The organism is Streptomyces albus subsp. albus (genome assembly GCF_000719865.1).
GTDB classification, from domain to species: domain Bacteria; phylum Actinomycetota; class Actinomycetes; order Streptomycetales; family Streptomycetaceae; genus Streptomyces; species Streptomyces albus_E.
The window spans coordinates 144409-168649 of record NZ_JOID01000002.1 but is presented as its reverse complement, the minus strand read 5'-3'; the positions used below and the strand labels follow the sequence as shown (position 1 = coordinate 168649).

Sequence of the window (24241 nt, the reverse complement as noted above, 5' to 3'; positions counted from 1 at the left end):
CAACCCGGAGGTCGGTGCAGGGCGTAGAGACCATGCAACCAACCACACCGGTTCCGGGAGAACGTTGACCATGTCTGCCTCACGCCGCAGGGCCACCAAGTGCCTGCTCACCCTTGTCGCCTCCGGCGCCCTTCTCCTGACCGGATGCGGCGAGAACGCCAAGGAACCCGCGGGTCCCACCGCGGCCGCGCCGGCGGCCACCGCCCAGCCCGGCGGTGACCGGACGGCCACCCCGTCGAACAGCGGCGACGCGCCGAAGGACACGCGGACGCCGGCCGGCAAGACCCCGTGGGCGGGAACCAAACAGTTCGTGACGATCGAGAAGGGCTGGACCGAGGACGGACTGACCCGTCTGTCGGTGCGGCCCGCCCGGAAGAAGGTCAACACCCAGTTCGACACCTGGGAGATCACCCCCGGCACCGGGGCCTTCACCACGGTGACCATGGCGAAGGACGCCCGGGTTCTGCTGACGGCCCCGGTCCGGGACGCCGACGCGGCGGGCGTCAGCAAGGCCGAGCCCCTGCCGTTCTCCCAGGCCGAGTTCGTCACCCTGCTGAAGCGACTGGATCCCGGGGTCGCCGCGGGCGTCGGGTACGACCTCAGCTTCGACGGAGAGGGCCGGGTGGCCAAGCTGCAGTCCGTCTACAGGCCGTGAGGAGCGCGGGCCCGCACTCCACGGGGGGGGGTGCGGGCCCGCGGGGCAGGTCAAGCGCGGGTGACGAGCCCCCCTCGGGCGGGAACACACCCCCGCGGCGCTTCCGCCCGAGGGGAAGGGCTCACAGCCCGGCACCACCCGTCGCGTCGATCACGCGGCCGGTCACCCGGCGTGCGTCGTCGGAGGCGAGGAAGGCCACGACGCCGGCCACGTCGTCCGGCTCACCGACCCGGCCCAGCGCCGCCAGGGACCCCGCGTGGGCCCGGGCCTGCGGATCGCCGCGCAGCCAGGCCGCGTTGAGGTCCGTGTCGATGATGCCGGGCGCCACCGAGTTGGCGGTGATGCCCCGGGGACACCAACCCGCACCCCCCACCACGCCATCTCACCCACCCGGCCGGCTCCCAGGCGTCCGCGGGCAGGATCCCGGTGGCGATGCCGCCGTGGCCCCGCGTCGGCTCCGGCGAGACGGCGCGAGAACGGCGAGGGCGCGATCCCGGATCACGCGGATGGCCTCAGTCCGCGCTGAGTCCGCCTCCGCCCTCGTCGGCGAAGACTTCCGGCCAGTACCTGAAGTCGTCGTCGGCGCCTGTGGGTTCGCACGCCGCCGGGTCGACGCGGGCAAGGACCTCGGTCATCGTCGTGGCCAGCTCCTCGTAGGAATCGGTGAGACGCTCGTCCCGGTCGAGTGCTTGCTCCTGGCGCCACAGCCAGATGGTGAAGGCGAGTCCGGACACATCGGTGTTGACCACCCGCAGCATCGCCTCCGGCCCGTACCAGCCCAGGATGCGGCCGGTCGGCCCCTCGACCACCAGATCGATGTCATCGATCAGGTCTCCGAGCACCACCAGCTCGTGGACGTTCTCCGGTGCCTCATCCGGATCCGCGTCGTCATCCGCGAACCAGTGATCCCACAGCGACCTCAGGGGACGCTCCTCGTCCTGGGCCATGAACCACCCGGCGTCCTGCGGCAGCCCCTGTTCACGGAGGAAGCGCCTGGTCGGCTCGTGAGTGAGCACCGCCGGAACATCCTCGTCCGGGAAGCACACCACGTCATCCGTACCGAAAGCCCCGGCCAGGAAGCCGTCCGGCAGGTCGAGCAGCAAACCCTCGCCAGGCCCGGCGATCTTGGCGAGCGGCCGTATCCGTGCCTCGATATGCCAGAGCCGGGAGACGTCGCGGACGCATCGCAGCAGTTCCGGATCGCGGCTCCGAATCCGGTCCAGCATGAGCCGGGTGAGTTCGGCGACCACCTCCGGCCCGTGACGGCCGGCGAAGCGGGCGAACTCGCCGCGTTCGGTGCGCAACTCCTCGACATCGGAGGACAGACCGACCAGCACCGACAGGCCCGGTGCCAGCAGCTCCAGCAAGCCGGCCGAGTTCTCCTCGACGAAGAAGCACACGAGGTGCACTCGTCCGCTCACCGGGTCGAGCAGCACCTTGCGCTGCGCCGTGTCCGGGTCGTAAGCCACCGCGTCCCGCTCCTCGGGGTCCGCCACTCCCCCGATCACCAGCATCTCGGCGACGTCCGGCGGCAGTTCGGCACCGGGAGCGAAGTGTGACGCGACAGTGCGCAGGCCACCCGGCGGGTCCGGGTCGAGCCGCATGGAACCCGCTTGCCGCGGCACGCCGACTTCGGCTAGCCAGCGCCGGGACTCCTCATGGGGGACCGGGGCATCAGGCGCCCGGACCACGCCGTCGGCGCCGAACACCTCGACGAGCCGGTCATGCGCTGTCGTCAGGGACATGATCGTTACCCTCCACCGGGCTCAGGCCACCGCCCGACTGGCGATCGCCCGGGCGGAGACACGGTATGGCGACCGCATTCTTGCTCGGAGCAGCGCTGCGGATGCCGCCGGGGGACCGTTCAGCGTTCAGCCGGTACCGCCCTGCCGCATGGCGCGGGACGTCCAAGTAGCCGGGGCCGCCGTCGGTCTGACGTTGCCGCACGCGCTCCGTCATGGGTCGAGCGCAGCCGGGGAGGGCTCGCGGACGGCCCGCGTTCCCCTGTTCCTCCCACGGGCTCCAGAGCCTCCCCGGCCCGCCCGGCCGCCGGGCCCGCCGGTCCCGTCAGGACACCACGTCCTTGGCGCGGAAGTGGCGGAAGGCCAGGGCGAAGAGAACCAGGGCGTAGGCCGTGGAGACGGCGGCGCCGCGGGCCATGCCGCCCCACTCCAGTTGGGGCTGGAGGGCGTCGGCCCAGGCGAACTGCCAGTGCGCGGGCAGGAACTGGCGCCAGTCGCCGAGGGCCGTCACCGCGTCGAGGACGTTGCCGACGATGGTTAGGCCGACCGCGCCGCCCACCGCGCCCAGCGGCGCGTCCGTGACGGTGGAGAGCCAGAACGCCAGGCCGGCCGTGACCAGTTGGCTGACGAAGACGAACGCGACGACGATCCCCAGGCGGACCAGCGCCGTGCCCGGGTCGAGCGAGCCCCCGGTCGGCAGCTCCAGGCCGCCCCAGCCGTACGCCGCCGTGCCCGCCAGCAGGCCGACCAGCGGCAGCAGGATCATCGCGGCCGCGCTGAACAGCAGGGCCACGGTGAGCTTGCTCAGCAGCAGGCGCGAGCGCGGCACCGGTGACGCCAGCAGATAGCGCAGCGACGACCAGCTCGCCTCGGACGCGACCGTGTCCCCGCAGAACAGCGCCACCGGCACCACCAGCAGGAAGCCCGCCGAGACGAAGACGCACGCCATGGCGAAGTTGAGGCCGGAGGCGGTGGCCGTGTCGATCAGGGAGATGCGGCCGTTGCCGCCGCGCTCGTCCGGGTCGCCGCCGATGGCGAAGGCCGCGATGAGGATGAACGGCAGGGCGGCGAGGATGCCGTAGACGACGAGCGTCCGGCGGCGGCGCAGCTGCCGTACCGCCTCGACCCGCAGGGGCAGGGTGTGGCGGGGGCGGTAGCCGGGGGCCGTCTCGGGGGCGGCGGCCCCGGTCGGGGCGGCGCCGGTTCCCGCGGTGCGGGTTGCGGCGGGCTGCCGTTCCGCCGTGGCGGTGGCGGCCGCCCCGGTGGCCGTGGCCGCGGCCTTGGTCCCCTTCGCCGCCATCGCACCGTTGGCCGTACCGGCCTTCGGCGCCCCGGTGCTCGCCTTCCCGGAGTTCGTCCCCCCGGAGTTGGGCGTCCCGGCGCGCGTCGCGCCGTTCGCCGTTCCGGGGTGTGGCGGCGTGCCGTCGCCGTTCACCGCCGCGCGGCCGGGCCCGGCGTTCTCCGGCGCGGCGGGCTGCGGCGTGCCGCCGCCGTTCACTGCTCCGGTCGGCGGCTTGCCGGCGTCCCCGGCGCCATCGCCGTTCGCCGCTCCAGCCGGCGGCCTGCCGCCGTCACCGGTGCCGTTCGCCGCCGCGGGGTCCGGGATTCCGCCGGCGGGTCGTTCCGTCGGGCCGGTCATGCGGCACCTCCGATCAGGGTCAGGAAGGCGTCCTCCAGGCGGCGGTGCGGGCCGACCCGGTCGACGGGGATGCCGAGGCGTACGAGTTCGGGCAGGAGCTGGGAGGCGGTCATGCCGTCGAGCCGGACCAGCAGCCCCTCCTCGGCGCGGACCACGGAGTCCACGCCCTTGAGGGCCGCCACCGCGTCCACGCTCTCGTCGGACACCGGTCCGCCCGCGACGCCCACCAGCAGGGTGTCGCCCGAGCCGGTGATCTCCGCGACCGGTCCGGCGCTGACGAGCCGGCCCCGGTCCATGACGACCAGATGCGTGCAGGTCTGTTCGACCTCGGCCAGCAGATGGCTGGAGACGATCACGGTCCGGCCGCCCTCCGCGTAGCGGACCATCACGTTCCGCATCTCCCGGATCTGTGGCGGGTCGAGGCCGTTGGTCGGTTCGTCGAGGATCAGCAGGTCCGGCAGGCCGAGCATGGCCTGGGCGATGGCGAGCCGCTGCCGCATGCCCTGGGAGTACGTCCGGACGGCACGCTCCAGGGCGTCGCCGAGCCCGGCGATCTCCAGCGCCTCGTCCAGGTGCGCCTCGTCGGCGGGGCGGCCGGTGGCCTGCCAGTACAGCTCCAGGTTGGCGCGGCCGGAGAGGTGCGGCAGGAAGCCGGGGCCCTCGACGAACGCGCCGACCCGGGAGAGCACGGGCGCACCGGGCCGGATCGCGTGCCCGAAGACGCGGATCTCGCCCGCGTCGGGGGTGATGAGCCCCATGAGCATCCGGAGCGTGGTGGTCTTGCCGGCGCCGTTCGGGCCGAGGAGGCCGAGGACCTGGCCGCGTTCGACGCGGAAGGAGAGGTCCTGGACGGCGTACCGGTCGGCCGATTTGGCGTAGCGCTTGCCGAGGCCGGTGATGTGCAGCGGCACCTCGGCGAGCGCCGGGGCGGGCGCGGGGGTGGTGACGCGGCGGCGGCCGGTGAGCAGCAGGACGGCGCCGAGGGCGGCGCCCGCGAGCGGCAGGCCCCAGACCCAGGCGGGCAGGTCGCTGTTCTCGTTCTTCAAGCCGGGGGCGGTGGGCACGGTCAGGCCGGTGTCCGCGAGGGAGACGCGGTAGTCGGCGGGCTTCAGCGGTGAGGCGTAGCCCATGTCGGTGGCGGAGAGGACGAGCCGTATCCGGTGCCCGGCCTCGAATTTGTGGTCGATGACGGGGAGGCGCAGCTCGACGGTGCGGCCGCCGTCCTCCCCCGCTCCCTCGACCCGGATGGGCGCGACGAGCTGGGAGGGCAGGAGCTGGCTGCCGCCGGGCCCCACGTCGTACACCTTGGCGAAGAGCACCGCGTCGTCCGTGTCGGAGGCGACGCGCACGCGGGCCGTCGGGGCGCCGGTGACGCGGACGGCGGAGGTGAGCGGTTCCGAGTCGAACGCCGCCGCCTGGCCGGGGAAGTCCAGGGCCACGCCGGCACCGAAGGCCGTCAGCTGGGCCGCCGCGCCGGAGAGGCCGGGCACGGAGGAGACGGCGGCGGGGGTGCCGCCCGCCGGGTTGGCCGCGGTCTGTTCGCGTCCGGCGAGGCGGACCGTGCGGGTCCTGTCGCCGTCGAGGCCGGGGTAGTGGTCGCCGGTGGCGCCGCTCAGCTGGACCCGGCCGTTGGTGGAGTCGAAGCCTCCGGTGCGGCTGACCCGGAAGGCGGCCCCGGTGTCCGCCTCCTCGTCGCCCTTGAGGTGCCGGTCGAACCAGGCCGTGACGCGCTGCCGGACCCGTTCGGTCTCCTGGTCGCCGCCGTCGTGGCCGCCCGCGAGCCAGTCGACGGAGACGGGCGCGCCGTTCTTCTTGATCTGGCGGGCCATGGCGTCGGCGTGGCTCAGCGGGAAGAGGGAGTCGGCCTGCCCGCCGAGGACGAGGGTCGGGGCCTTGATGCGGTCGCCGACGGCGACGGGGCTGCGCTCCCGCAGCAGCTTCTCGGCCTCCGCGTCCGGCTTCCCGGCGACGGCGACCCGTTCGTACATCTCGCACAGCGCCGTCTCGAAGCGCCCGCAGGAGCGGTCCGCGGTGAGCGGCTCCGGCTGGAACGGCGCCTCGGGGGCCCGGCCCCCGCCGCCGCCCCCGCCGCCGGTCGCGCCCGTGTCCCCCGTTCCGCCCGCGCCCTGGCCGGCTCCGCCGCCGTCCGGCGCGTCCTCGGGGGACGGGCCCATGTCGGTGGGGAAGGGGGTGGAGCCGGTGGTGAAGAAGATGCCGGACCAGAGCTTCTTGAAGACGCCGTCCGGGAAGAGCGCCTCGGAGAGGTCCCAGTAGGTGTTCTGGGCGGCGATGGCGTCGACGCGCCGGTCGTGGCCCGCCGTCAGCAGCGAGATCGCGCCGCCGTACGAGGCTCCGGCGATGCCGACGCGCGGGTCGCCGTCGGCGTCGAGCTTCACCTCGGGACGCTGCGCCAGCCAGTCCACGAGCCGCCGCACGTCGGCGACCTCGTTCTCCTTGTCGTTGAGCCCGATCCGGCCGGTGGACTTCCCGAAGCCGCGCGCCGACCAGGTGAGGACGGCGTAACCCTCCCGCGCAAGGCCCTCGGCCTGCTGGTGCAGGTCCTTCTTGCTGCCGCCGAAGCCGTGTGCGAGCAGCACCGCGGGACGCCGCTCGGAGGCGGGGCCGGAGGTGTAGAAGGAGGTGTCGATCCGCACGCTGCGGCGGGCCGCGGCCCCCTCGCCGTCGCCGTCCGCGCCGCTGCCGGGGGCCGGCATCGCCAGATACCGGTCCGTGCGCTGCACGGCGGCCGGTTCGCCGGCGACGGCGGCCCAGGTGCCCGCGCCCGCGACGAGGGCCACCGCCACCGCTCCGGCGGCCAGCCGCCCCCGGCCTCGGGGTGACCGGAGCGGCCGGAGGGGCCGGGGCAGCCTGAACGGCCCGGGGGTCCGGGACTGTCGAGAATCCATGCCCTGAGCCTACGCAGCGCTGTCCGCTTCACACCTGCCCCCGGTATGACCCGCGTCCCCTCCCATCCCCTCTCAGCGGCGTACATCCGGGAGGCGGCGTACAGCGGTCGCGGTACACGCGGTCCACGCTCCACCCGGACGGGAACGTCCGTTCGGGCGGAAAGGGCGCTCTTCGTCTCTCCGGCGGCCGCGCCACGCAGTCGCTGGACGGCCGAAAGCGACCCAAAGGTGCATGATGGGAGGAATTTAGCGAAACGATACTGTCATCCGGTTCCGGTGGGCTGACGAGACCGCCCCCGGGCACACCGCGGTAGCCCGGCGGCCGGGACACCCTTCGGAAGGCCCGGCCGACGACCGCCCGGTGCCGGGCCGAGGAGATCCCCGGCCGAGCGGCCCCGGGGTGCCGGTTCCGTTGTCCTCCGCAGAGCCGTGGGGCCGCACATGAGCTGGTTTCCGTCATCGTTCCTCCCGGAGTGGGCCCTGCCCGCCGGGCTGAGCGGGCTGGTGGCCTGGATCTGCCTGGTGCGGCAGTACCACGGCAAGGGGCGGCTCCTCGGGACCTGGCGGTCCGGTCTGCTGTCGGCCGCCGTGGTCGGGGCCATGGCCGCGATCGCCCTGCTGGTGATCGCCCTGCTCCCGCTGCTCGCGGAGGTACCGGCCGCCGCCGTCGGAGTGGCCACCGGCGCCGGAGTGCTGCGCCGCGGCCGGACCGCCGTGCAGCAGGACACCACCAAGCCGTTCCTGACCTTCCTCACCCTCGGCACCACGCATCTCCTGGAGCGGCTGGAAACCCGGATGGAGACGGACTGCGCCGACTGGTGCGACGCCATGGTGAGCGGCATCCGGGACCTCTACCAACTGCAGATCTTCGTCCACGCGGTGCGGCTGCACCTGCTGGCCCGTCATCCGGACAAGGCGGCCCGCAAGATGACGGACGAGCGGTTCGCCGAGGCGGAAGCGGCACTCCAGCAGGCCATCGAGACCGACTCCCGAACCCGAACCGGCGGGGGCCTCCGGCCGCCCGGCCGCGACGACCTTCCCGGAACCCGCCGCGACCGCGCCGGGGAGGAGCGGGTGGAGAGCCTGCGCGCCTGGGGCGAGGCACTGCACGGCTGCAAGCTGCTGCTGCGGGTGGCCTATCTCCTCGGCCGGCGCTCCGACCGGCGGCGGCTGCTGGACCTGCTGGACGGCGCCGCGCCGGGCGGCGGCCGCCGGGACGCTCCGCTGCCGTCCCAGCGCCGACCCCACCTGCGGTGGTTCGGGCGGGTCGGCCGGGTTCTCGACGGCCGGGGCAGGCGCACGGCGCCGGGAGCGGGAGCGTCAGAACCGCGACCGGACGACGCCACCGCGCAGGCTTGACGCGCCGCCTCCCCCGGTCTCCTCCGACCGCGGGGCGCTCTGCGGACGCGGCGGATCGGTGAACCGGATCTCCGCACAGGCGCCCATCGCGGCGGCGGCGCCGGCCAGGGAGCGGACGGTGAGGTTGGCGTCGCCGGAGAGGATCTGGCTGACCCTGCCCGGGCTGACGCCCATGAGCCGCGCCAGGTCCGCACGGGAGAGTCCGCGGGCGGCCAGCTCGCCGGCCAGAGCGGTCGCCGCCTGCCGCGCCAGCCTCGCGGCGGCCGCGTCGGTCGCGTTCTCGCCACGCGCCATGAATGGCATGGGTGTCAACCCCCCAGATCGGCATGGTCCTTGGGCTTGGGACGGCGAGGTCTCCGCCGCCAGCATGCCACCTTTAGCTCCGGCTGAACGGCGCCACGAGGCGTTCCGACACGCGGCCCGCCCGGTGCGGCGTCCCCGCGCACCGGGCCGCCGCACCGCCTCTGAGCTGGGGAGATCTTGAGCGGGCGATCCACCGCGCGGGGCCGGGCATTCACCCTGGCGCGGGCCCGCCATCCGTAGGCGCCGGTACGGCATCCGTGCGGCTCCGGGCCCTGTCCGCTGCCTCGGCACGGGAGGCGGGGGCGGGGCGCGGCACGGGAGGGCATGCGTCCCGGGCGGCGGGCGTCGCCGGGGCCGACCGTGGCGGGCGCCGGACGCTTCCCGGGGGCCGTGCGCGGTCCGGTGTCTCAGGCCTTGCGCGAGCAGCCCGGGTCCGCGCCGGCGGGGCGGCCACCGCGTCGGTCCGCCGGCGGAGGCCCCGGCACGGACGTGGCCGGCGCGGCCGTGTCACAGGTACCGCCGGCGCTCCGCCGCGTGGCGCTCGTACTCCTGCCGGGCCCTGCGGGCGGCGGGGCGGGTGGCGGTCCCGGCCACCGGTACGTCCCACCAGGCCTGCGCGCCGGGCACCCCGGCCTCCGCCCCCGTTCCGCCGTGCACCTCCGCCTCCGCCTCCGCCTCCGCCGCGAGCTCCACATGGACGCAGACCGGCCGGTCGCACGCCCGCGCCGCCGCGAGCGCCTTCCGCAGCTCCCCCGCCGTGCCCGCGCGCAGCACCTCCATGCCGAGGCTGGCGGCGTTGGCGGCGAGGTCGACGGGCAGCGGGTCGCCCGTGTAGCTCCCGTCGGCGGCCCGGAAGCGGTAGGCGGTGCCGAAGCGTTCGGCGCCGGTGGCCTCGGAGAGCCCGCCGATGGAGGCGTAGCCGTGGTTCTGGAGCAGCACCAGCTTGACCGGGATCCCCTCCTGGACGGCGGTGACGATCTCCGTCGGCATCATCAGATACGTGCCGTCGCCGACCAGCGCCCAGACGGGCCGGCCGGGCGCCGCCAGAGCCACGCCGATGGCGGCCGGGATCTCGTATCCCATGCAGGAGTAGCCGTACTCGACGTGGTATTGGCGCGGGGAGCGGGCCCGCCACAGCTTGTGCAGATCGCCGGGGAGGGACCCGGCCGCGTTGATGACGATGTCCTCGTCCCCGGCCAGCGCGTCGAGGGCGCCGATGACCTGGGCCTGCGTGGGGCGGGCGGCGGGATCGCCGCGCCCCGCGAGGGCGCGGTCGACGCGCTCCTCCCAGCGGGCCTTGGCGCGGCCGTACTCCTCCTCGTACGCGCGCTCGACGCGATGGCCGGCGAGGGCGGCCGCCAGCGCGTCGAGCCCCGCCCGGGCGTCGGCGGCCAGGGGGAGGCCGCTCATCTTGTGGCCGTCGAACGCGGTGATGTTGAGGTTGACGAAGCGGACGCCGGGTGCGGCGAAGAGGGTGCCGGAGGCCGTGGTGAAGTCGCTCCAGCGGGTGCCCACGCCCAGCACCGCGTCCGCCGTCCGGCCGAGGTCGTCGGCGGTGGCCGTGCCGGTGTGCCCGATGCCGCCGACGTCGGCCGGGTGGTCGTGGCGGAGCGAGCCCTTGCCGGCCTGGGTGGAGGCGACGGGGATGCCGGTGGCACCGGCGAACGCGGCGAGCGCCTGTTCGGCCTCGCTGTGGTGGACGCCGCCGCCCGCGACGATCAGCGGGCGGCGGGCGGCGCGCAGGACGGCGGCCGCCTCGGCGAGGGCGTCGGCGTCGGGCGCGGGGCGGCGGACGCGCCACACCCGCTCGGCGAAGAACTCCTCCGGCCAGTCGTACGCCTCCGCCTGCACGTCCTGCGGAAGGGCGAGGGTGACGGCGCCGGTCTCCGCCGGGTCGGCGAGCACGCGCATGGCGTGGAGCGCGGCGGGGATCAGCGCCTCCGGGCGCGTCACCCGGTCGAAGTACCGGGACACCGGCCGCAGACAGTCGTTGACGGACACATCGCCGGCGGACACCACTTCGAGCTGCTGGAGCACCGGGTCGGCGGGGCGGGTGGCGAAGGTGTCGCCGGGGAGCAGCAGGACGGGCAGCCGGTTGACGGTGGCGAGGGCGGCGCCGGTGACGAGGTTGGTGGCGCCGGGGCCGATGGAGGTGGTGACGGCCTGCGCGGAGAGCCGGGCGGTCTGGCGGGCGTGGGCCACGGCGGCGTGCACCATGGCCTGCTCGTTGCGGCCCTGGAGGTACGGCATGCGGTCGGCGCCGGTCTCCAGCAGCGCCTGGCCGAGACCGGCGACGTTGCCGTGGCCGAAGATGCCCCAGCAGGCGCGGATGAGGCGGTGCCGCTCGCCGTCGCGTTCGGTGAACTGGCGTGCGAGGAAGGCGATCAGGGCCTGCGCCACGGTGAGGCGGCGGGTGCTGCCCCCGCCGCTGGTCCTGTCCCTGCCGGGGCCGGTGTTCATGAGTGGTCTCCTCGGGACGACGAGGGGGCGGATACGAGGTCCGGGCAGCGGGGGCGCCCGGGATCCCGGGGCGCGCGGAGCCGAGGCCCGCGGCCGTTCCCGTGGCGGGGCCGGCGTTGACGGCGCTTCCTGTGCGGTGCGCCGCGGCGCTCACGACGGCGCCCCCGGGGACCGGTAGAGCGGTAGCCGGCGGTCGACGGGCTGCTCGGGCCAGGTGGCGCGGACCCAGGCGTGGTCCGGGTGGTCGGTGATCAGCCAGGCCCGCTCCTCGGCCGGTCCCGCCATAACGTTGAGGTAGTACATGTCATGCCCCGGTGCCGCGATGGACGGGCCGTGCCAGCCGTCCGGGATGAGCACGGTGTCGCCGCCGCGGACCTCGGCGAGGAGGTCGCTGTCCCGGCCGGTCCCGGACGGGCTGACCCGCTGATAGCCGAAGCCGGGCGTGCCACCGGGCGCGGCGGCGATCTCGAAGTAGTAGATCTCCTCCAGCGCCGACTCCCGGCCGGGCAGTCGTTCGTCGTGCTTGTGCGGCGGATGGGACGACCAGTTGCCCCCGGGGGTCAGCACCTCCACCGCGATCAGCTTGTCGGCCTCGAAGGCACCGGCGGCGGCGAAGTTGTTCACCTGGCGCGAGCAGGCGCCGCTGCCGCGCAGTTCGACGCCGACGCCGGAGGCCGGTCCGTAGCGGGCGGGCAGCCGGCGTCCACAGCGGGCACCGGGCAGCGCGAAGCGGCCGCCGGTCGGCGTCGTGATGCGCGCCCAGGACTCGCGGGGCACATAGGCGAAGTCGGTGACACCGCTGAACACGCTGTCCCGGCCGTGCAGTTCGAACGTCTCGTCGAAGCTCTCCCCGTCCGGGGTGACGGTGAGGATCTCGACGGTGCAGCCGCCGCTGAGCGGCAGCACGATCCACTCGCTGCCGCCCGCGTCGAACCCGTGGGAACCCCCCGGCGGCAGATCGAGCACGCGCAGACCGGCGAAGTCCCAGCCGGCCCGCTCCGGTCCGACGGCGGTCGTATACGGGCCGGTGGCCGCGCTCCCGGCCGGGAGGTGCAGACGGGGGCGGCCGGAGATCCCCGGCTGCCCGGGCTCATCGGGGTGATCGGGCGTCATGGTTGAGTCTCCCCAGAAAGCGGTCGGAATGGCCGGAACACCGGAACACCCGGGGCGGCCTCGGACGCGGCGCCGTGCGCGGGGCCCGTCATGAGCCGGTGAGGGCCGCTTCGACCTCGGCGGCCGTCGGCATCGCCGCGGAGCACGCCAGCCGGGAGGCGACGATCGCACCGGCCGCGTTGGCGTGGCGCATGGTGCGCTCCAGGTCCCAGCCGGCGAGCAGTCCGTGACAGAGCGAGCCGCCGAACGCGTCGCCCGCGCCGAGGCCGTTGACCACCTCCACGGGCACCGGGGGCACCTCGGCCGTCGTGCCGTCCCGGTGCATCGCCAGTACACCGCGCGGCCCCTGTTTGACGACGGCGAGTTCCACTCCGGCGTCGAGCAGCGCGCGGGCGCAGTCCTTCGGCTCCCGCCACCCGGTGGCGACCTCGCACTCGTCGAGATTGCCGACGGCGACGGTGGCGTGCGCCAGGGCCCGTGCGTAGTGGGGGCGCGCGGCGGCCGCGCGGGCCGCCCGTGCGACGGGGCTCTCTCCACGGGGCGCGCCGGGGGGTTCGCCGACGGGGTCGCCGGCGGGAGCGGGCCAGAACATGGGGCGCCAGTCGAGGTCGAAGACGGTGGCCGTGCCGCCGGCCGCCCCGGCCGTGCCATCGGTCCGCCCCGCCGCGCCGGCGGCCTTCCCGGCCGCACCGTCGCCGGTCCCCACCGCACCGTCGGCGATCCGGGCCGAGCCGGCCGCGTCGCGGGCCGCCGGGCGCGCCCCCTCCTCCGGACCCGCCCCCGGGCCGTCCGGACGTGGGGGCGAAGCCCCGCCGCGCGCGGCCGGGGTTCCGGAGCCCGGGGCCCCGGAGCCGGAGCGGGCCTCCAGGGCCGCCAGCGTCGCCGAACGGCTCGGCTCCTCGCACAGCCCGGTACCGGTCATCCAGAACACCCGTGCGGCCCGGATCGCGTCGAGGTCCAGTTCACCGGCCGCGATCTCCAGATCCGGTGCCTTCGGCTGCCGGTAGAAGTAGAGCGGGAAGTGGTCCGGCGGGAAGATCTCGCAGAAGGTCACCGGGGTCGGCAGCCGGGGCACGGCCGTCACCCACCGGTCGTCCACCCCGAACTCCCGCAGCGCGCGGTGGATGTACGCCCCGAACGGATCGGCTCCGGTACGGCTGACGAGGGCGGTGCGCCGGCCCAGCCGGGCGGTCGCGACCGCGACATTGGCGGCCGAGCCGCCGAGGAACTTCCCGAAGGTCTCCACCTCCGCCAGCCCGGCCCCGCTCTGCAGCGGGTACAGGTCCACCCCGGTCCGTCCCATGGTGATCAGCTCATACGGGCCGCCGCCCGGGCCGGGCGGCGTGCCGGTGGCCTCCGGCTCGGTGCGTTCCGGCATGGTGTTCCCCTCCGCTCGGCGCGGGTCCCTCACGGGCGCGGACCGTGCCCCGTCCTGTCCCTGTCCTGACATGCTGACCGGCCCGGCGGAGTATTGACCATACGTCCGTATGTCCGGACCTGGCATTGACTCCGGTCGTGCCGGGCAGGAAGCTACCGGGCATCCCTGCCCTTCCCCCGTCCCGCCAACACGGGAGACACCGCCTTCTCCGGTCACCGGTGACCGACGAGAGGAGAGCCGTCAGATGACCGCAGGACCCCCCGCCCCCACCGCGCCCTCCCCCTCCTCCCCCGTCTCCCTCGACCGGCTCCGGATCGGCTCCGCCCCCGACTCCTGGGGCGTGTGGTTCCCCGAGGACGACCGGCAGGTGCCGTGGCGGCGCTTCCTCGACGAGGTGGCGGACGCCGGCTACTCCTGGATCGAACTCGGCCCCTACGGCTATCTCCCCACCGACCCCGCCCGGTTGCGCGAGGAGACGCAACGCCGCGGCCTGCGGGTCTCCGCCGGCACCGTCTTCACCTCGCTGCACCGCGGTGCGGCCGTATGGGACGCCACCTGGACCCATGTCTCCCAAGTCGCCGAGCTGACCCGGGCGATGGGCGCCGGGCACCTGGTGGTCATCCCCTCCTTCTGGCGGGACGACAAGACCGCCGAGATCATCGAGGACCGGGAGCTGACCGCCGCTCAGTGGCGGGATCTCACCACCGGTATGGAGCGGCTGGGCCGCGAGGTCCGCGACCGCTACGGCCTGGAGATCGTCGTCCACCCGCACGCCGACACCCACATCGACGGCGAGGAGAACGTCACCCGCTTCCTCGACGCCACCGACCCCGCCCTGGTCCGGCTCTGCCTGGACACCGGCCACTACGCCTACTGCGGCGGCGACAGCGTGCGGCTCATCAAGACCTACGGGGAGCGGATCGGCTATCTCCACCTCAAGCAGGTGGACCCGGAGATCCTCGCCCGGGTGGTCGCGGAGGGCGTGCCGTTCGGGCCCGCGGTGGCCCAGGGCGTGATGTGCGAGCCGCCCTGCGGAGTGCCGGCGCTCGAACCGGTGCTGGACGCCGCGCAGGGGCTCGGCGTCGACCTCTTCGCCATCGTCGAGCAGGACATGTACCCGTGCGAGCCGGACCGTCCCTTCCCGATCGCGGAACGGACCCGCGGATTCCTGCGGAGCTGCGGGGCCCGGTAGCCCGGCGGCCGGGCGGCCCGGGCGGCCCGGCAGCCCGGCGGCACAGCCCTCCGGGGCACCCGAACGACCGGCCCGCCCGGGCCGGACCGGCGAAGGACACGGACACCCATGACTGACCAGGAAACACTCGGCGTCGCCGTCATCGGCGCGGGACGCATGGGCGCCGACCACATCCGGCGGCTGGACCGGATCGTCAGCGGCGCCCGGGTCGCCGCCGTCGTCGATGCCGACGCCGAGCGCGCCAAGCGGATCGCCGACGGGATCGACGGCTGCGCCGCCCACACCGACCCGGCCGCCGCGCTGGCCTCCGACGGCGTCGGCGCGGTGCTGATCGCCTCTCCGGGGCCGGTCCACGAGGAACAACTGCTGCCGGCCCTGGAACACGACCTGCCGGTGCTCTGCGAGAAGCCGCTCACCCCGGACGCCGCCTCCGCCCTGCGGGTCCTGCGGGCCGAGAGCGCCCTCGGCCGGCGCCGGGTGCAGGTCGGCTTCATGCGCCGTTACGACACCGAGTACATGCGGCTCAAGGCACTGCTCGCCGCGGGAGAGCTCGGCCGGCCGCGGATGCTGCACTGCCGGCACCGCAATGTCGCCAGCCCGCCCGGCTTCACCGAGCAGATGATGATCACCGACTCGGTGGCGCACGAGATCGACGCCGCCCGCTGGCTGCTGGAGCAGGAGATCACGGCGGTGACCGTGCTCCGCCCCGGCTCCGGCGGGGTGCGCGAGCCGCAGCTGGTGCTGTTCGAGACGGACGGCGGTGTGGTGGTCGATGTGGAGATCTTCGTCAACTGCGGTTTCGGCTATCAGGTGCGGTGCGAGGCCGTGTGCGAGGCGGGCAGTGCGCGGATCGGCGACGGGCACGCCATGGTGACCCAGGCAGCGGGCCGCTGGGGCGGGGAGATCGCCCAGGACTATGTGGTGCGCTTCGAGGACGCCTACGACCGCGAGGTGCGCCAGTGGGTGGACGCGGCCCGCCGCGGTGACGTCACCGGCCCGAGCGCCTGGGACGGCTACGCGGCCGCCGCGGTCTGCGAGGCCGCGGTGCGGGCCCAGTCCGGCGGGGGACGCGTGCCCGTCACCCTTGCGGCACGGCCCGCCCTTTATCGCTGAAGCGCGCGGAGAATTCCCCGGGGGCCGCCGCGGAGGCGGCACGGGCAAGCCCGCAGCCGTCCCCGCGTCAACCGCTCAACCGTCCGCATCCTGGCCGTCCCGTTCTCCCGCCGGTACAGGGGAGAACGGGACGGGCCGGCTTCTGCGCGAGGCCGCGACCGGATTCGAACCGATGTCAACCGCTTTGCAGGCGGCTCCCTAACCACTCGGGCACGCGGCCATGACGGACACCACCACCGAAGGCAGCAGGCCGGCAACACCGGAAAGGCAGGCACGGGCAACCGGTTTCCCGGTTTCCGCTTTTGCCGCTCCGGCGGCAGAAGCAAGCAAAGAGCTTCCGTCGAATAACGTCAAGAAGTGTCCACTCTCTGAGACAGGGCCGACAGAGAATCGGAACCGGGTATTCATAATCGATATCCCACCACTTCCGCTCTCTGCGGCACCCGCCCCTCACCAGGCCTTTCACCGCGCACGGCCGGCGCACGGTGGTCGACATCCGGCCACGCGCCCCCAAGCACTGCTTGCGGCGGCAGAAACCGGCTGGTAAATCTTTGACCGCTTCACCAGCCCATCACTGATTTCTCTCGCAACTCGGCTGTGCGTGTAAACGGGGGCGGCTTCGCCGTTCCGTCAGCGGGCGTTCATCCGGTGGACAGCGTCCCGTACGCGCATGCCTTGGCGGGCGACATGGAGGGTCCACACATGACCGCACTGACTCATTCGTGGCTCAACAACATCGACCTCGCCCACATCGCCGAGGAGGCCGGAACGCCGGTCTTCGTTTACAGCGAGGCGCAGTTCCGAAAGAACCTCGACCGCATCAGGACCGCGGCTGTGGAAAGCGGCCTCGACAGCCGGGTCGAGTTATACATTCCGTTTTTCCCGAACTCCAATCCGCATGTTCTGGAGCCCTTGAAAGACATGCCGGGGACAGGGCTGCTCGTCCAGTTGCCGAGCGAGTACCGCATCCTGCGCCGCTTCGGTTTCGACCGTTTCATCGTTTCCCCCGGCCATGTCTCCGACCAGGAGATCGACTTCTGGGACACGACCGGGCACCCGGTCTTCCTGGCCAGTCTGGACGAGGTCGCCCACGCGCTGCGGACCAACGCCCCGACGATCAGCGTCCGCATCGACAGCCTTGATTCCGGTAAGCCCGGAATCAAGTACGCCGAACTCGACGAGCTGGTCCGACTGCTCAAGCAGTACGGCCGCGATCTCGAAGGGCTGGAGGTGTACTGCGGCAGCGGCAACTCGCTGGAGGACATGGTCGGCATCGTCGAGCAGGTATTCGACATCTACCTGCGCCACTTCCCCACCGCCCAGTCGGTCAACTTCGCCGGCGGACACGGCTTCGACTATGACGCCTGGGAGGAGTCCGAGAAGCACTTCGACTGGCAGGAGTACTTCATCCGCATCCGGCAGTCCGCCGAGCGGATGGACATCCCGGAGCACGTGAAGTTCCTTTTCGAGCCGGCCCGGGACGTCCTGGCCGACACCGGAGCCCTGCTGCTCAGCGTGGAGCGCGACGTCATCAGCACGCCGGTCTCCAACATCCTCGTCACGAACGGCTGCCGCATGCTCATGCCGTCGGCCCAGCTCCGTGACCGCAACCACAACGTCGCCTTCCTGGACGCCTCCATGAAGGAGATCACCAGCACGGTCACCACCAGCGCTGCCCTGCGCGGACGCACCATCCTGCGTAACGACTACATCCTCCCCGGTGACGTCCTCGTCCCCGAGGGCGTCGGCGCCGACGGCCACCTGGCGATACTCGACGTGGGCGCCTACTGCGCCACCCAGCACATGGAGTTCCTGAACGTTCCGCCGGCCGCCGAGGTGCTGGTGGCCGCCGACGGCTCGCCCCACCTGATCACCTCGCCCGGTGGCGAACACGACAAGTGGCGCAATCTCCTGGCGGAGAAGAGGGAACTCCCGGCCCGGCCGTTGAGGGAACCGGCTGCCGCGACGCACGGGGCATGAAGCCACCGGGCACCCGGCGCTCCCTGAACACCGGGCACCGGCCGGGCGCGCCGCCACGGTCCTCCGTCGGCCGCCGCCGCACCGTGGCACCACCGCCGCCACACCGCCGCCACAAGGAGATTCGCATGCAGTCCCAGCACAGCGCCGCTCCTGCGGCACCCCGGGTCGGGCAGGCTCCGGAAACCGAACCCTTCGACCTGTTCCGCCAGTGGCTCGACGAGGCCGCCGACACCGAGGTCAACGACCCCAACGCCATGGCCCTGGCGACTGCGGACGCCGACGGGATGCCCGACGTCCGCATCGTCCTGCTCAAACACCACAGCCCCGAGGGCTTCGTCTTCTTCACCAACACCCAGTCGGCCAAGGGGACCGAACTGGCCGCCAACATGCAGGCCTCCGGCGCTCTGCACTGGAAGTCGGTGCGCCGCCAGATCCGCTTCCGCGGTCCGGTCGAGTTCGCCACGGAGGCGGAGGCCGACACCTACTTCGCGTCCCGGCCCCGGGAAAGCAGGATCGGTGCCTGGGCCAGCCGGCAGTCCCAGCCGATGGCCGGTCGCGCGGAACTCGAGGAGGCGTTCCGGCGCGAAACCGCGCGTTTCGGCACGGGGGCCGTACCCCGGCCGCCACACTGGACCGGCTACCGGATACGGCCCGTCGCCATCGAGTTCTGGTCGGACCGGCCGTCCCGGTTGCACGAACGGCTCGTCTTCAACAGGACGAAGCCCGAGGGCGTCTGGGACCGGGGTCACCTTTTCCCCTGAGGCCTTTCGCTCCGGATCGGGCCGGGCCCCGCAAGCCCGGCCCGATCCGGCCGAGAGGTCCCGGCGCCCCGGGATCCACCCACCACGCAGAAGGACAGGCACCATGTACTTCACCCACGCGGATGCCGTATGGGACGCACACCCCGGCCTCCGGGCCCTGGTGGTCGCCACGGACGGGGTTCTCGGAGCCGAGAGCGACCCTCTGCGCACGGAGAAACTGGCCGCGGAGACCGACCGCCGGCAGCAGGGCACGACGGAGGCCGAGATGCCGGAGATCGCCGCGTGGCGTGAGGCCTTCTCCCAGATGGGGCTGAAACCGACGCAGTACCGGTGCGCGTCCGAGGCGCTGCTGCGGCGTTACCGCAAGAGCAAGGACATGCCGAGCTTCCACCCTCTGGTCGACTACCTCAACTTCGCCTCCATGGCCTCCGCGATCCCCATCGCGGCCTTCGACGTGGCGCGGGTTTCCGAGGGCATCACCGTGCGCCCGGCCGAGGGGACCGAGACCTATGTGACCTTCCAGGGTGACACCGAGCACCCGGCGCCGGGCGAGATCGTCTTCGCCGACCGCGCCGGGAACGCGCATTCCCGGCGCTGGACCTACCGCCAGAGCTCCACCTCGGTCGTGTCGTCCGGGAGCGACCGGGTGCTGATCGTGGCCGAGGCCCACCACGCCTCGGCCGAACAGGACCTCATCTCGCTGGAAGCGGAGCTGAAGGCCGGTCTGCCGGCGCTCGGAGTCCGTATCACCACATCGGCCCTGATCGGTCCGGGCCGGCGTCGGCTGGACTTCTCATACTCCTGAGGAGAGAACAAGCGTGAGCAGTTCCCATGACGAGTCCGCGTCCTCCTCCCGCTCCGGCCCGGCCGGTGGCCTGCGCCGGGTGCGGGAGGAGATGGCCACCGCCTGTTCACGGGCCGGGCGTGACCCCGGCTCCGTCACCCTGATCGCCGCCTCGAAGACGGTTCCGGCGGACACGCTCGCCCGGACCGTCGAAGCGGACCACTGGGTCTACGGTGAGAACCGCGTCCAGGAGGCCCAGGAGAAATGGCCACCTCTGCGGAGCCGGTTCCCCGGTGTCGAACTGCACCTCATCGGACCGCTGCAGACCAACAAGGCCCGGGACGCCGTCGCCGTGTTCGACGTCATCCACTCCGTCGACCGCACCTCGCTGAGCGAGGCCCTGGCCCGGCAGTGTGCCCGGCAGGGCCTGCGTCCCCGGCTGTTCGTCCAGGTCAACACCGGTGCCGAACCGCAGAAGGCGGGCGTCCTCGCCGATGAGGCGGACGCCTTCCTGGACATCTGCCGCGGGCAGCACGGTCTCGACGTGGTGGGCCTGATGTGCATCCCGCCGGTGGGCGAGCCCCCCGAGCCGCACTTCACCCTGCTGGGGAGGATCGCCGCGCGCAACGGTCTGGGCTGCCTGTCCATGGGGATGAGCGGTGACTACGCCACCGCCATAGAGCACGGGGCCACCCATGTGCGGGTCGGCAGCGCGATCTTCGGCGCGCGCAGCTACCCGGCTCCCCAGCCGGCGGGCACCACGCGATAGCCGACGACACCACCCCGACGCCGGAGGGCCCACCATGTCCCGCCCCGACCGTTACGACGTCCTGTTCGAGCCGGTCCGCATAGGTCCGGTCACCGCGAAGAACCGCTTCTACCAAGTACCGCACTGCAACGGCATGGGACGCGCCTTCCCCAGTTCCGTGGCCGCGATGCGCGGCATCAAGGCCGAGGGCGGCTGGGGGGTCGTCTGCACAGAACAGTGCGACATCCACCACTCCGGCAACCACCAGCGGGAACTCCGCCTCTGGGACGCCAAGGACATCCCCCAGCTCGCGCGTGCCACCGACCTCATCCACGAGCACGGCGCGCTCGCCGGCGTCGAACTGGCGCACAACGGCGCTCACGTCAGCAACCTCGAATCGCGCTCCGTACCCATCGCCGCGAGCGTGGAGGCGACCCGCGGTATCTTCCCGGGCACGGCGCGTGCCATGGACAAGGACGACATCCGTGCCTTCCGCCGCTGGCACCGCGCGGCCGTCGTGAACGCCCGGCGCGCCGGGTTCGACATCGTCTACGTCTACGCCGGCCACGACATGACGCTGCCCGTCAACTTCCTGTCCCGCCGCCGCAACCAACGGACCGACGAATACGGCGGCAGTCTCGAGAATCGCGCGCGGCTGTTGCGCGAACTGATCGAGGACGCGAAGGAGGCGGTCGGCGACACCTGCGCGGTCGCGGTCCGCTTCAGCGTCGACGATCTGCTGGGCGACCGCGGCATCACCGCCGGCGGGGAGGGATACGACACCATCGAGATGCTCGCGGAACTCCCCGATCTGTGGGACGTCAACGTGAGCAACTTCGACAACGACGGAGCGACCGCCCGCTTCAGCGGCGAGGGCTACCAGGAGCAGTACGTCAAGTTCGTCAAGAGCGTCACCAGCAAGCCGGTCGTCGGAGTCGGCCGGTTCACCTCGCCCGACACGATGGTCTCCATGATCCGCGGTGGCACGCTCGACTTCATCGGCGCCGCCCGCCCGTCGATCGCCGACCCCTTCCTGCCGCGCAAGATCGAGGAAGGCCGGTTCGACGACATCCGCGAATGCATCGGCTGCAATGTCTGCGTGGCCTGGGACCGCGCCGGGGCGCCCTTCCGCTGCACCCAGAACCCCACCACCGGCGAGGAATGGCGGCGCGGTTGGCACCCCGAGCGGATCGAGGCGAAGGACACCGACGACACCGTGCTCATCGCGGGGGCCGGGCCCGCCGGCCTGGAAGCGGCGCGGGCGCTCGGCCGGCGCGGCTACAGCGTGATCCTCGCGGAGCGCGGGCGCGAACTGGGCGGACGGGTCACCCGGGAGAGCCGATTACCGGGGCTGGCGACCTACGCCCGGGTCCGCGATTGGAGGGTGACGCAACTGCGGGGCATGCGCAACGTGCAGGTGCTGCCGGGCAACGAGGTCACGCCCGAACTCGTCCGCGAGGCCGGATGCTCCTTGGTGGCGGTCGCCACCGGCGCGACGTGGCGCCGGGACGGCATCGGACGCCATCACCTCGCGCCCGTCCCCGGCCTCGACCGGATACCGGTGTTCACACCGGACGACATCATGGACGGCCGGCTGCCATCGGGGCGCGTGGTGGTCTTCGACGACGACCACTACTACATGGCCGGTGTTCTCGCCGAACGCCTCGTACAACACGGCTGCTCGGTCACCTTCGTGACGCCGGAGAGCCTGGTCTCGGCCTTCACCACGTACACCGCTGAACAGCGCCGCATCGCACGGAGCCTGCTGGAACTGTGCGAGGCCGTCCACCCACTGACCTCCCTCGCCGGGACGGAACCGGGGGCAGCCCGACTGGCCTGCGTCTACACCGGACGCGAGACCGAGGTCACGGCCGACGCCGTCGTCCTGGCCACAGGCATGGTGCCGCGCGACAACCTCTACCACGAACTGCGAGCGAGCGACCCAGAGGCCCTCACGACGGCTGGCGTCCGCCGCGTGGTCCGCATCGGGGACTGCTTGGGGCCCGGGATCATCGCCGCCGCGGTGCACAGCGGGCATCTGTTCGCCCGCACGCTCGACACCGGGCTCACCGACTGGACGCCGTACCGGCGCGAGAACGTCGAACTCGATTGGGACCAGCCCCTGCCACCCGCCCGTGCCGGCATCCGACCGGAGGCATGATGGAACGATTCAGAACCCTGCTCGGCAAGACGGCCACGGGCGCCGCCCTGACCCGCGAGGAGTCCTCGCACGTCTTCGCCAAGATGATGTCCGGCGAGGCGACCTCCGCACAGATGGGCGCCCTGCTGATGGCCCTCCGGGTCCGGGGCGAGACGGTGGAGGAGATCACCGGGGCGGCCACCACGCTGCGTTCCCGCATGCTCCGCGTGTCCGCCCCGGCGGAGGCGGTCGACGTGGTCGGCACCGGAGGCGACCAGTCCGGCTCCTTCAACATCTCCACCTGCGCGGCTTTCATCGTGGCCGGCGCCGGCGTGCCGGTGGCCAAGCACGGTAATCGGGCTCTGTCCTCCCGCTCCGGCGCGGCCGATGTCCTGGGCGCGCTCGGCGTCCGCACCGGTCTGAACCCCGCGGCAGTCGAGCGGTGCCTGCAGGAGGCCGGGATCGGCTTCATGTTCGCCCCGTCCCACCACCCGGCGCTCAAGCATGTCGCCGCCACCCGGGTCGAAATGGCCACGCGAACCGTCTTCAACCTGCTGGGCCCCCTGCTCAATCCGGCCGGGGTCCGCCACCATCTCGTGGGGGTCTTCTCCCCCCGGTGGCTCGAACCGATGGCCCGGGTGCTGGGTGAACTCGGTTCGGTCCGCGCGCTGGTCGTCCACGGCTCGGACGGCCTCGACGAAATCACCACCACCGGCCCGACCACCATCACCGAACTGCGCGGCGGCAGCGTACGGACCTTCCGGATCACGCCCGAGGAGGTGGGCCTCCCGCTCAGCCGCCCGGAGGAACTCCGCGGGGGTGACGCGGCGGAGAATGCCCGCGCGCTGCTGGCGGTCCTGGACGGCGAGCGGAACAGCTACCGGAACGTGTCGGTCCTCAACGCCGCGGCGGCCCTCGTCGCCGCCGGGCATGCCGCGGACCTGGCGGACGGCGTGCGGACAGCGGAGAAGTCCATCGACTCCGGCGAGGCCAGGGAACGCCTCGACCGGCTCACCGCGGTCTCGAACCTTCCTGACAGGAGAACGGCATGACCGACCTGCTCACCCGCATCGAGGCGTACAAACGCGAGGAGATCGCCGCCGCCAAGAAGGCAGTGCCGCCGGCGGCACTGCGCCGCGAGGCGGAGGCCGCGCCGCCCCCGCGCGGCTTCCTGGCCGCCGTGGAGAAGCGGATCGCCCGGGGCGAGTACGCCCTGATAGCCGAGATCAAGAAGCGGAGTCCGTCGAAAGGGCTCATCCGTACCGACTTCGATCCGGCCGCCCTGGCCCGCGCCTACGAGGCCGGAGGAGCCACCTGTCTGTCGGTACTGACCGACACCCCGTCCTTCGACGGCGCCCGCGACCATCTGGCGGCGGCCCGCGCCGCGACATCGCTGCCGGCGCTGCGCAAGGACTTCATGTTCGACCCGTACCAGATCGTCGAGGCCAGGGCCTGGGGAGCCGACTGCGTCCTGCTCATGCTGTCGGCGGTCGACGACGAGACGGCCGAGGAACTGGAGCGCACCGCCCTCGACCTGGGGATGGACGTGCTCGTCGAGGTACACGACGAGCACGAGATGCTCCGTGCGGCACGCCTGCGCTCCCGGCTGCTGGGCATCAACAACCGTGACCTGCGGACCTTCGAGACCACTCTGAGCACCGGGGAAGCACTGGCCCCGAAGGCCCCGGCCGGGCGGGTGGTCGTCGGGGAGAGCGGTCTCAGCGGCGCCCCGGATCTCGACCGTCTGGCGCGGGTGGGCATCCGCGCGTTCCTGATCGGGGAGAGCCTGATGCGCGCTCCCGACCTGGAATCCGCGACGCGCGGCCTTCTGGCGGGCCGAACCAGTAACGTGGCCTCAATAGACCAGACCGGGCCCACTCCATTCCGCGAAGAGATCACCGGATGACCACCGGGCGTGCCATCCCGGGCCGGTGATCGGAAGCATCGCGGGGGTGGGGCGGTCATCCG

Annotated in this window: 18 protein-coding genes, 1 tRNA gene and 1 pseudogene; 11 read left to right on the top strand and 9 right to left on the bottom strand. The window is 73.0% G+C overall.

Features of this window, described 5'->3' with window-relative positions:
* Positions 1–70: 70 nt before the first annotated feature.
* Positions 71–655 carry a hypothetical protein gene (locus IF83_RS0102990; RefSeq protein ID WP_030542431.1) on the top strand — a complete coding sequence of 195 codons (585 nt, stop codon included), beginning with the start codon at positions 71–73 and terminating at the stop codon, positions 653–655.
* A 121-nt stretch (positions 656–776) separates the two neighbouring features.
* Here IF83_RS0102990 and IF83_RS0102985 read toward each other — a convergent pair.
* The 4 genes and pseudogenes from IF83_RS0102985 to IF83_RS0102970 form a co-directional block, all read right to left on the bottom strand.
* Positions 777–1007, bottom strand: a pseudogene (locus IF83_RS0102985) (SDR family oxidoreductase); the annotation flags it as partial.
* 160 nt (positions 1008–1167) lie between these two features.
* Complete coding sequence (locus tag IF83_RS0102980) at positions 1168–2400, bottom strand: SUKH-4 family immunity protein (RefSeq protein ID WP_051722399.1); 1233 nt, start codon at positions 2398–2400, stop codon at positions 1168–1170.
* A gap of 322 nt (positions 2401–2722) precedes the next feature.
* Positions 2723–3697 (bottom strand): ABC transporter permease, encoded by a 975-nt coding sequence (locus IF83_RS0102975; protein ID WP_030542428.1) that lies wholly within the window; start codon positions 3695–3697, stop codon positions 2723–2725.
* Between the two features lie 335 nt (positions 3698–4032).
* Positions 4033–6942: an alpha/beta fold hydrolase gene (locus IF83_RS0102970; RefSeq protein ID WP_078843108.1), complete on the bottom strand. Its 2910-nt coding sequence runs from the start codon at positions 6940–6942 to the stop codon at positions 4033–4035.
* 441 nt (positions 6943–7383) lie between these two features.
* Here IF83_RS0102970 and IF83_RS31005 point away from each other — a divergent pair, with 441 nt between their 5' ends.
* Positions 7384–8301: a hypothetical protein gene (locus tag IF83_RS31005; protein ID WP_051722398.1), complete on the top strand. Its 918-nt coding sequence runs from the start codon at positions 7384–7386 to the stop codon at positions 8299–8301.
* On the opposite strand, the gene IF83_RS31580 is transcribed toward IF83_RS31005, so the two are convergent.
* The 4 genes from IF83_RS31580 to IF83_RS0102945 form a co-directional block, all read right to left on the bottom strand.
* Positions 8263–8595, bottom strand: coding sequence for a helix-turn-helix domain-containing protein (locus IF83_RS31580; RefSeq protein WP_244176790.1), 333 nt, complete (start codon positions 8593–8595; stop codon positions 8263–8265). The genes IF83_RS31005 and IF83_RS31580 overlap by 39 nt on opposite strands.
* Before the next feature lie 516 nt (positions 8596–9111).
* A complete protein-coding gene (gene iolD / locus IF83_RS0102955; RefSeq protein ID WP_051722397.1) occupies positions 9112–11064 on the bottom strand; it encodes a 3D-(3,5/4)-trihydroxycyclohexane-1,2-dione acylhydrolase (decyclizing) in 1953 nt (650 codons plus the stop codon).
* Positions 11065–11214: 150 nt separating this feature from the next.
* Positions 11215–12177 (bottom strand): 5-deoxy-glucuronate isomerase, encoded by a 963-nt coding sequence (iolB, locus tag IF83_RS0102950; RefSeq protein ID WP_051722396.1) that lies wholly within the window; start codon positions 12175–12177, stop codon positions 11215–11217.
* 88 nt (positions 12178–12265) lie between these two features.
* On the bottom strand, positions 12266–13555 hold the full coding sequence (locus tag IF83_RS0102945; protein ID WP_051722395.1) for a PfkB family carbohydrate kinase: 1290 nt from the start codon (positions 13553–13555) through the stop codon (positions 12266–12268).
* A 244-nt stretch (positions 13556–13799) separates the two neighbouring features.
* On the opposite strand from IF83_RS0102945, the gene IF83_RS0102940 reads away from it, so the two are divergent.
* Both IF83_RS0102940 and IF83_RS0102935 read left to right on the top strand, forming a co-directional pair.
* Positions 13800–14747, top strand: coding sequence for a sugar phosphate isomerase/epimerase family protein (locus tag IF83_RS0102940; RefSeq protein WP_030542421.1), 948 nt, complete (start codon positions 13800–13802; stop codon positions 14745–14747).
* Between the two features lie 108 nt (positions 14748–14855).
* The gene (locus tag IF83_RS0102935; protein WP_030542420.1) at positions 14856–15860 is read left to right on the top strand and encodes a Gfo/Idh/MocA family protein; all 1005 of its coding nucleotides are present in this window, start codon (positions 14856–14858) and stop codon (positions 15858–15860) included.
* Positions 15861–16009: 149 nt separating this feature from the next.
* On the opposite strand, the gene IF83_RS0102930 is transcribed toward IF83_RS0102935, so the two are convergent.
* Positions 16010–16080: transfer RNA gene (locus IF83_RS0102930), tRNA-Cys, on the bottom strand.
* A gap of 482 nt (positions 16081–16562) precedes the next feature.
* On the opposite strand from IF83_RS0102930, the gene IF83_RS0102925 reads away from it, so the two are divergent.
* The 7 genes from IF83_RS0102925 to trpC all read left to right on the top strand — a co-directional run bounded on the left by IF83_RS0102925 (position 16563) and on the right by trpC (position 24179).
* Positions 16563–17840: a diaminopimelate decarboxylase gene (locus tag IF83_RS0102925; RefSeq protein ID WP_107046688.1), complete on the top strand. Its 1278-nt coding sequence runs from the start codon at positions 16563–16565 to the stop codon at positions 17838–17840.
* Positions 17841–17965: 125 nt separating this feature from the next.
* Positions 17966–18601, top strand: coding sequence for a pyridoxamine 5'-phosphate oxidase (gene pdxH, locus IF83_RS0102920; protein ID WP_051722393.1), 636 nt, complete (start codon positions 17966–17968; stop codon positions 18599–18601).
* A 103-nt stretch (positions 18602–18704) separates the two neighbouring features.
* Complete coding sequence (locus IF83_RS0102915) at positions 18705–19406, top strand: B3/B4 domain-containing protein (RefSeq protein ID WP_030542417.1); 702 nt, start codon at positions 18705–18707, stop codon at positions 19404–19406.
* A gap of 13 nt (positions 19407–19419) precedes the next feature.
* On the top strand, positions 19420–20154 hold the full coding sequence (locus IF83_RS0102910) for a YggS family pyridoxal phosphate-dependent enzyme (protein WP_051722392.1): 735 nt from the start codon (positions 19420–19422) through the stop codon (positions 20152–20154).
* 34 nt (positions 20155–20188) lie between these two features.
* Complete coding sequence (locus tag IF83_RS0102905) at positions 20189–22294, top strand: oxidoreductase (RefSeq protein ID WP_051722391.1); 2106 nt, start codon at positions 20189–20191, stop codon at positions 22292–22294.
* Positions 22294–23325, top strand: coding sequence for an anthranilate phosphoribosyltransferase (trpD, locus tag IF83_RS0102900; protein WP_030542414.1), 1032 nt, complete (start codon positions 22294–22296; stop codon positions 23323–23325). The genes IF83_RS0102905 and trpD overlap by 1 nt, the downstream gene beginning before the upstream one ends.
* Positions 23322–24179 carry an indole-3-glycerol phosphate synthase TrpC gene (trpC, locus tag IF83_RS0102895; RefSeq protein ID WP_051722390.1) on the top strand — a complete coding sequence of 286 codons (858 nt, stop codon included), beginning with the start codon at positions 23322–23324 and terminating at the stop codon, positions 24177–24179. The genes trpD and trpC overlap by 4 nt, the downstream gene beginning before the upstream one ends.
* Positions 24180–24241: the final 62 nt, after the last annotated feature.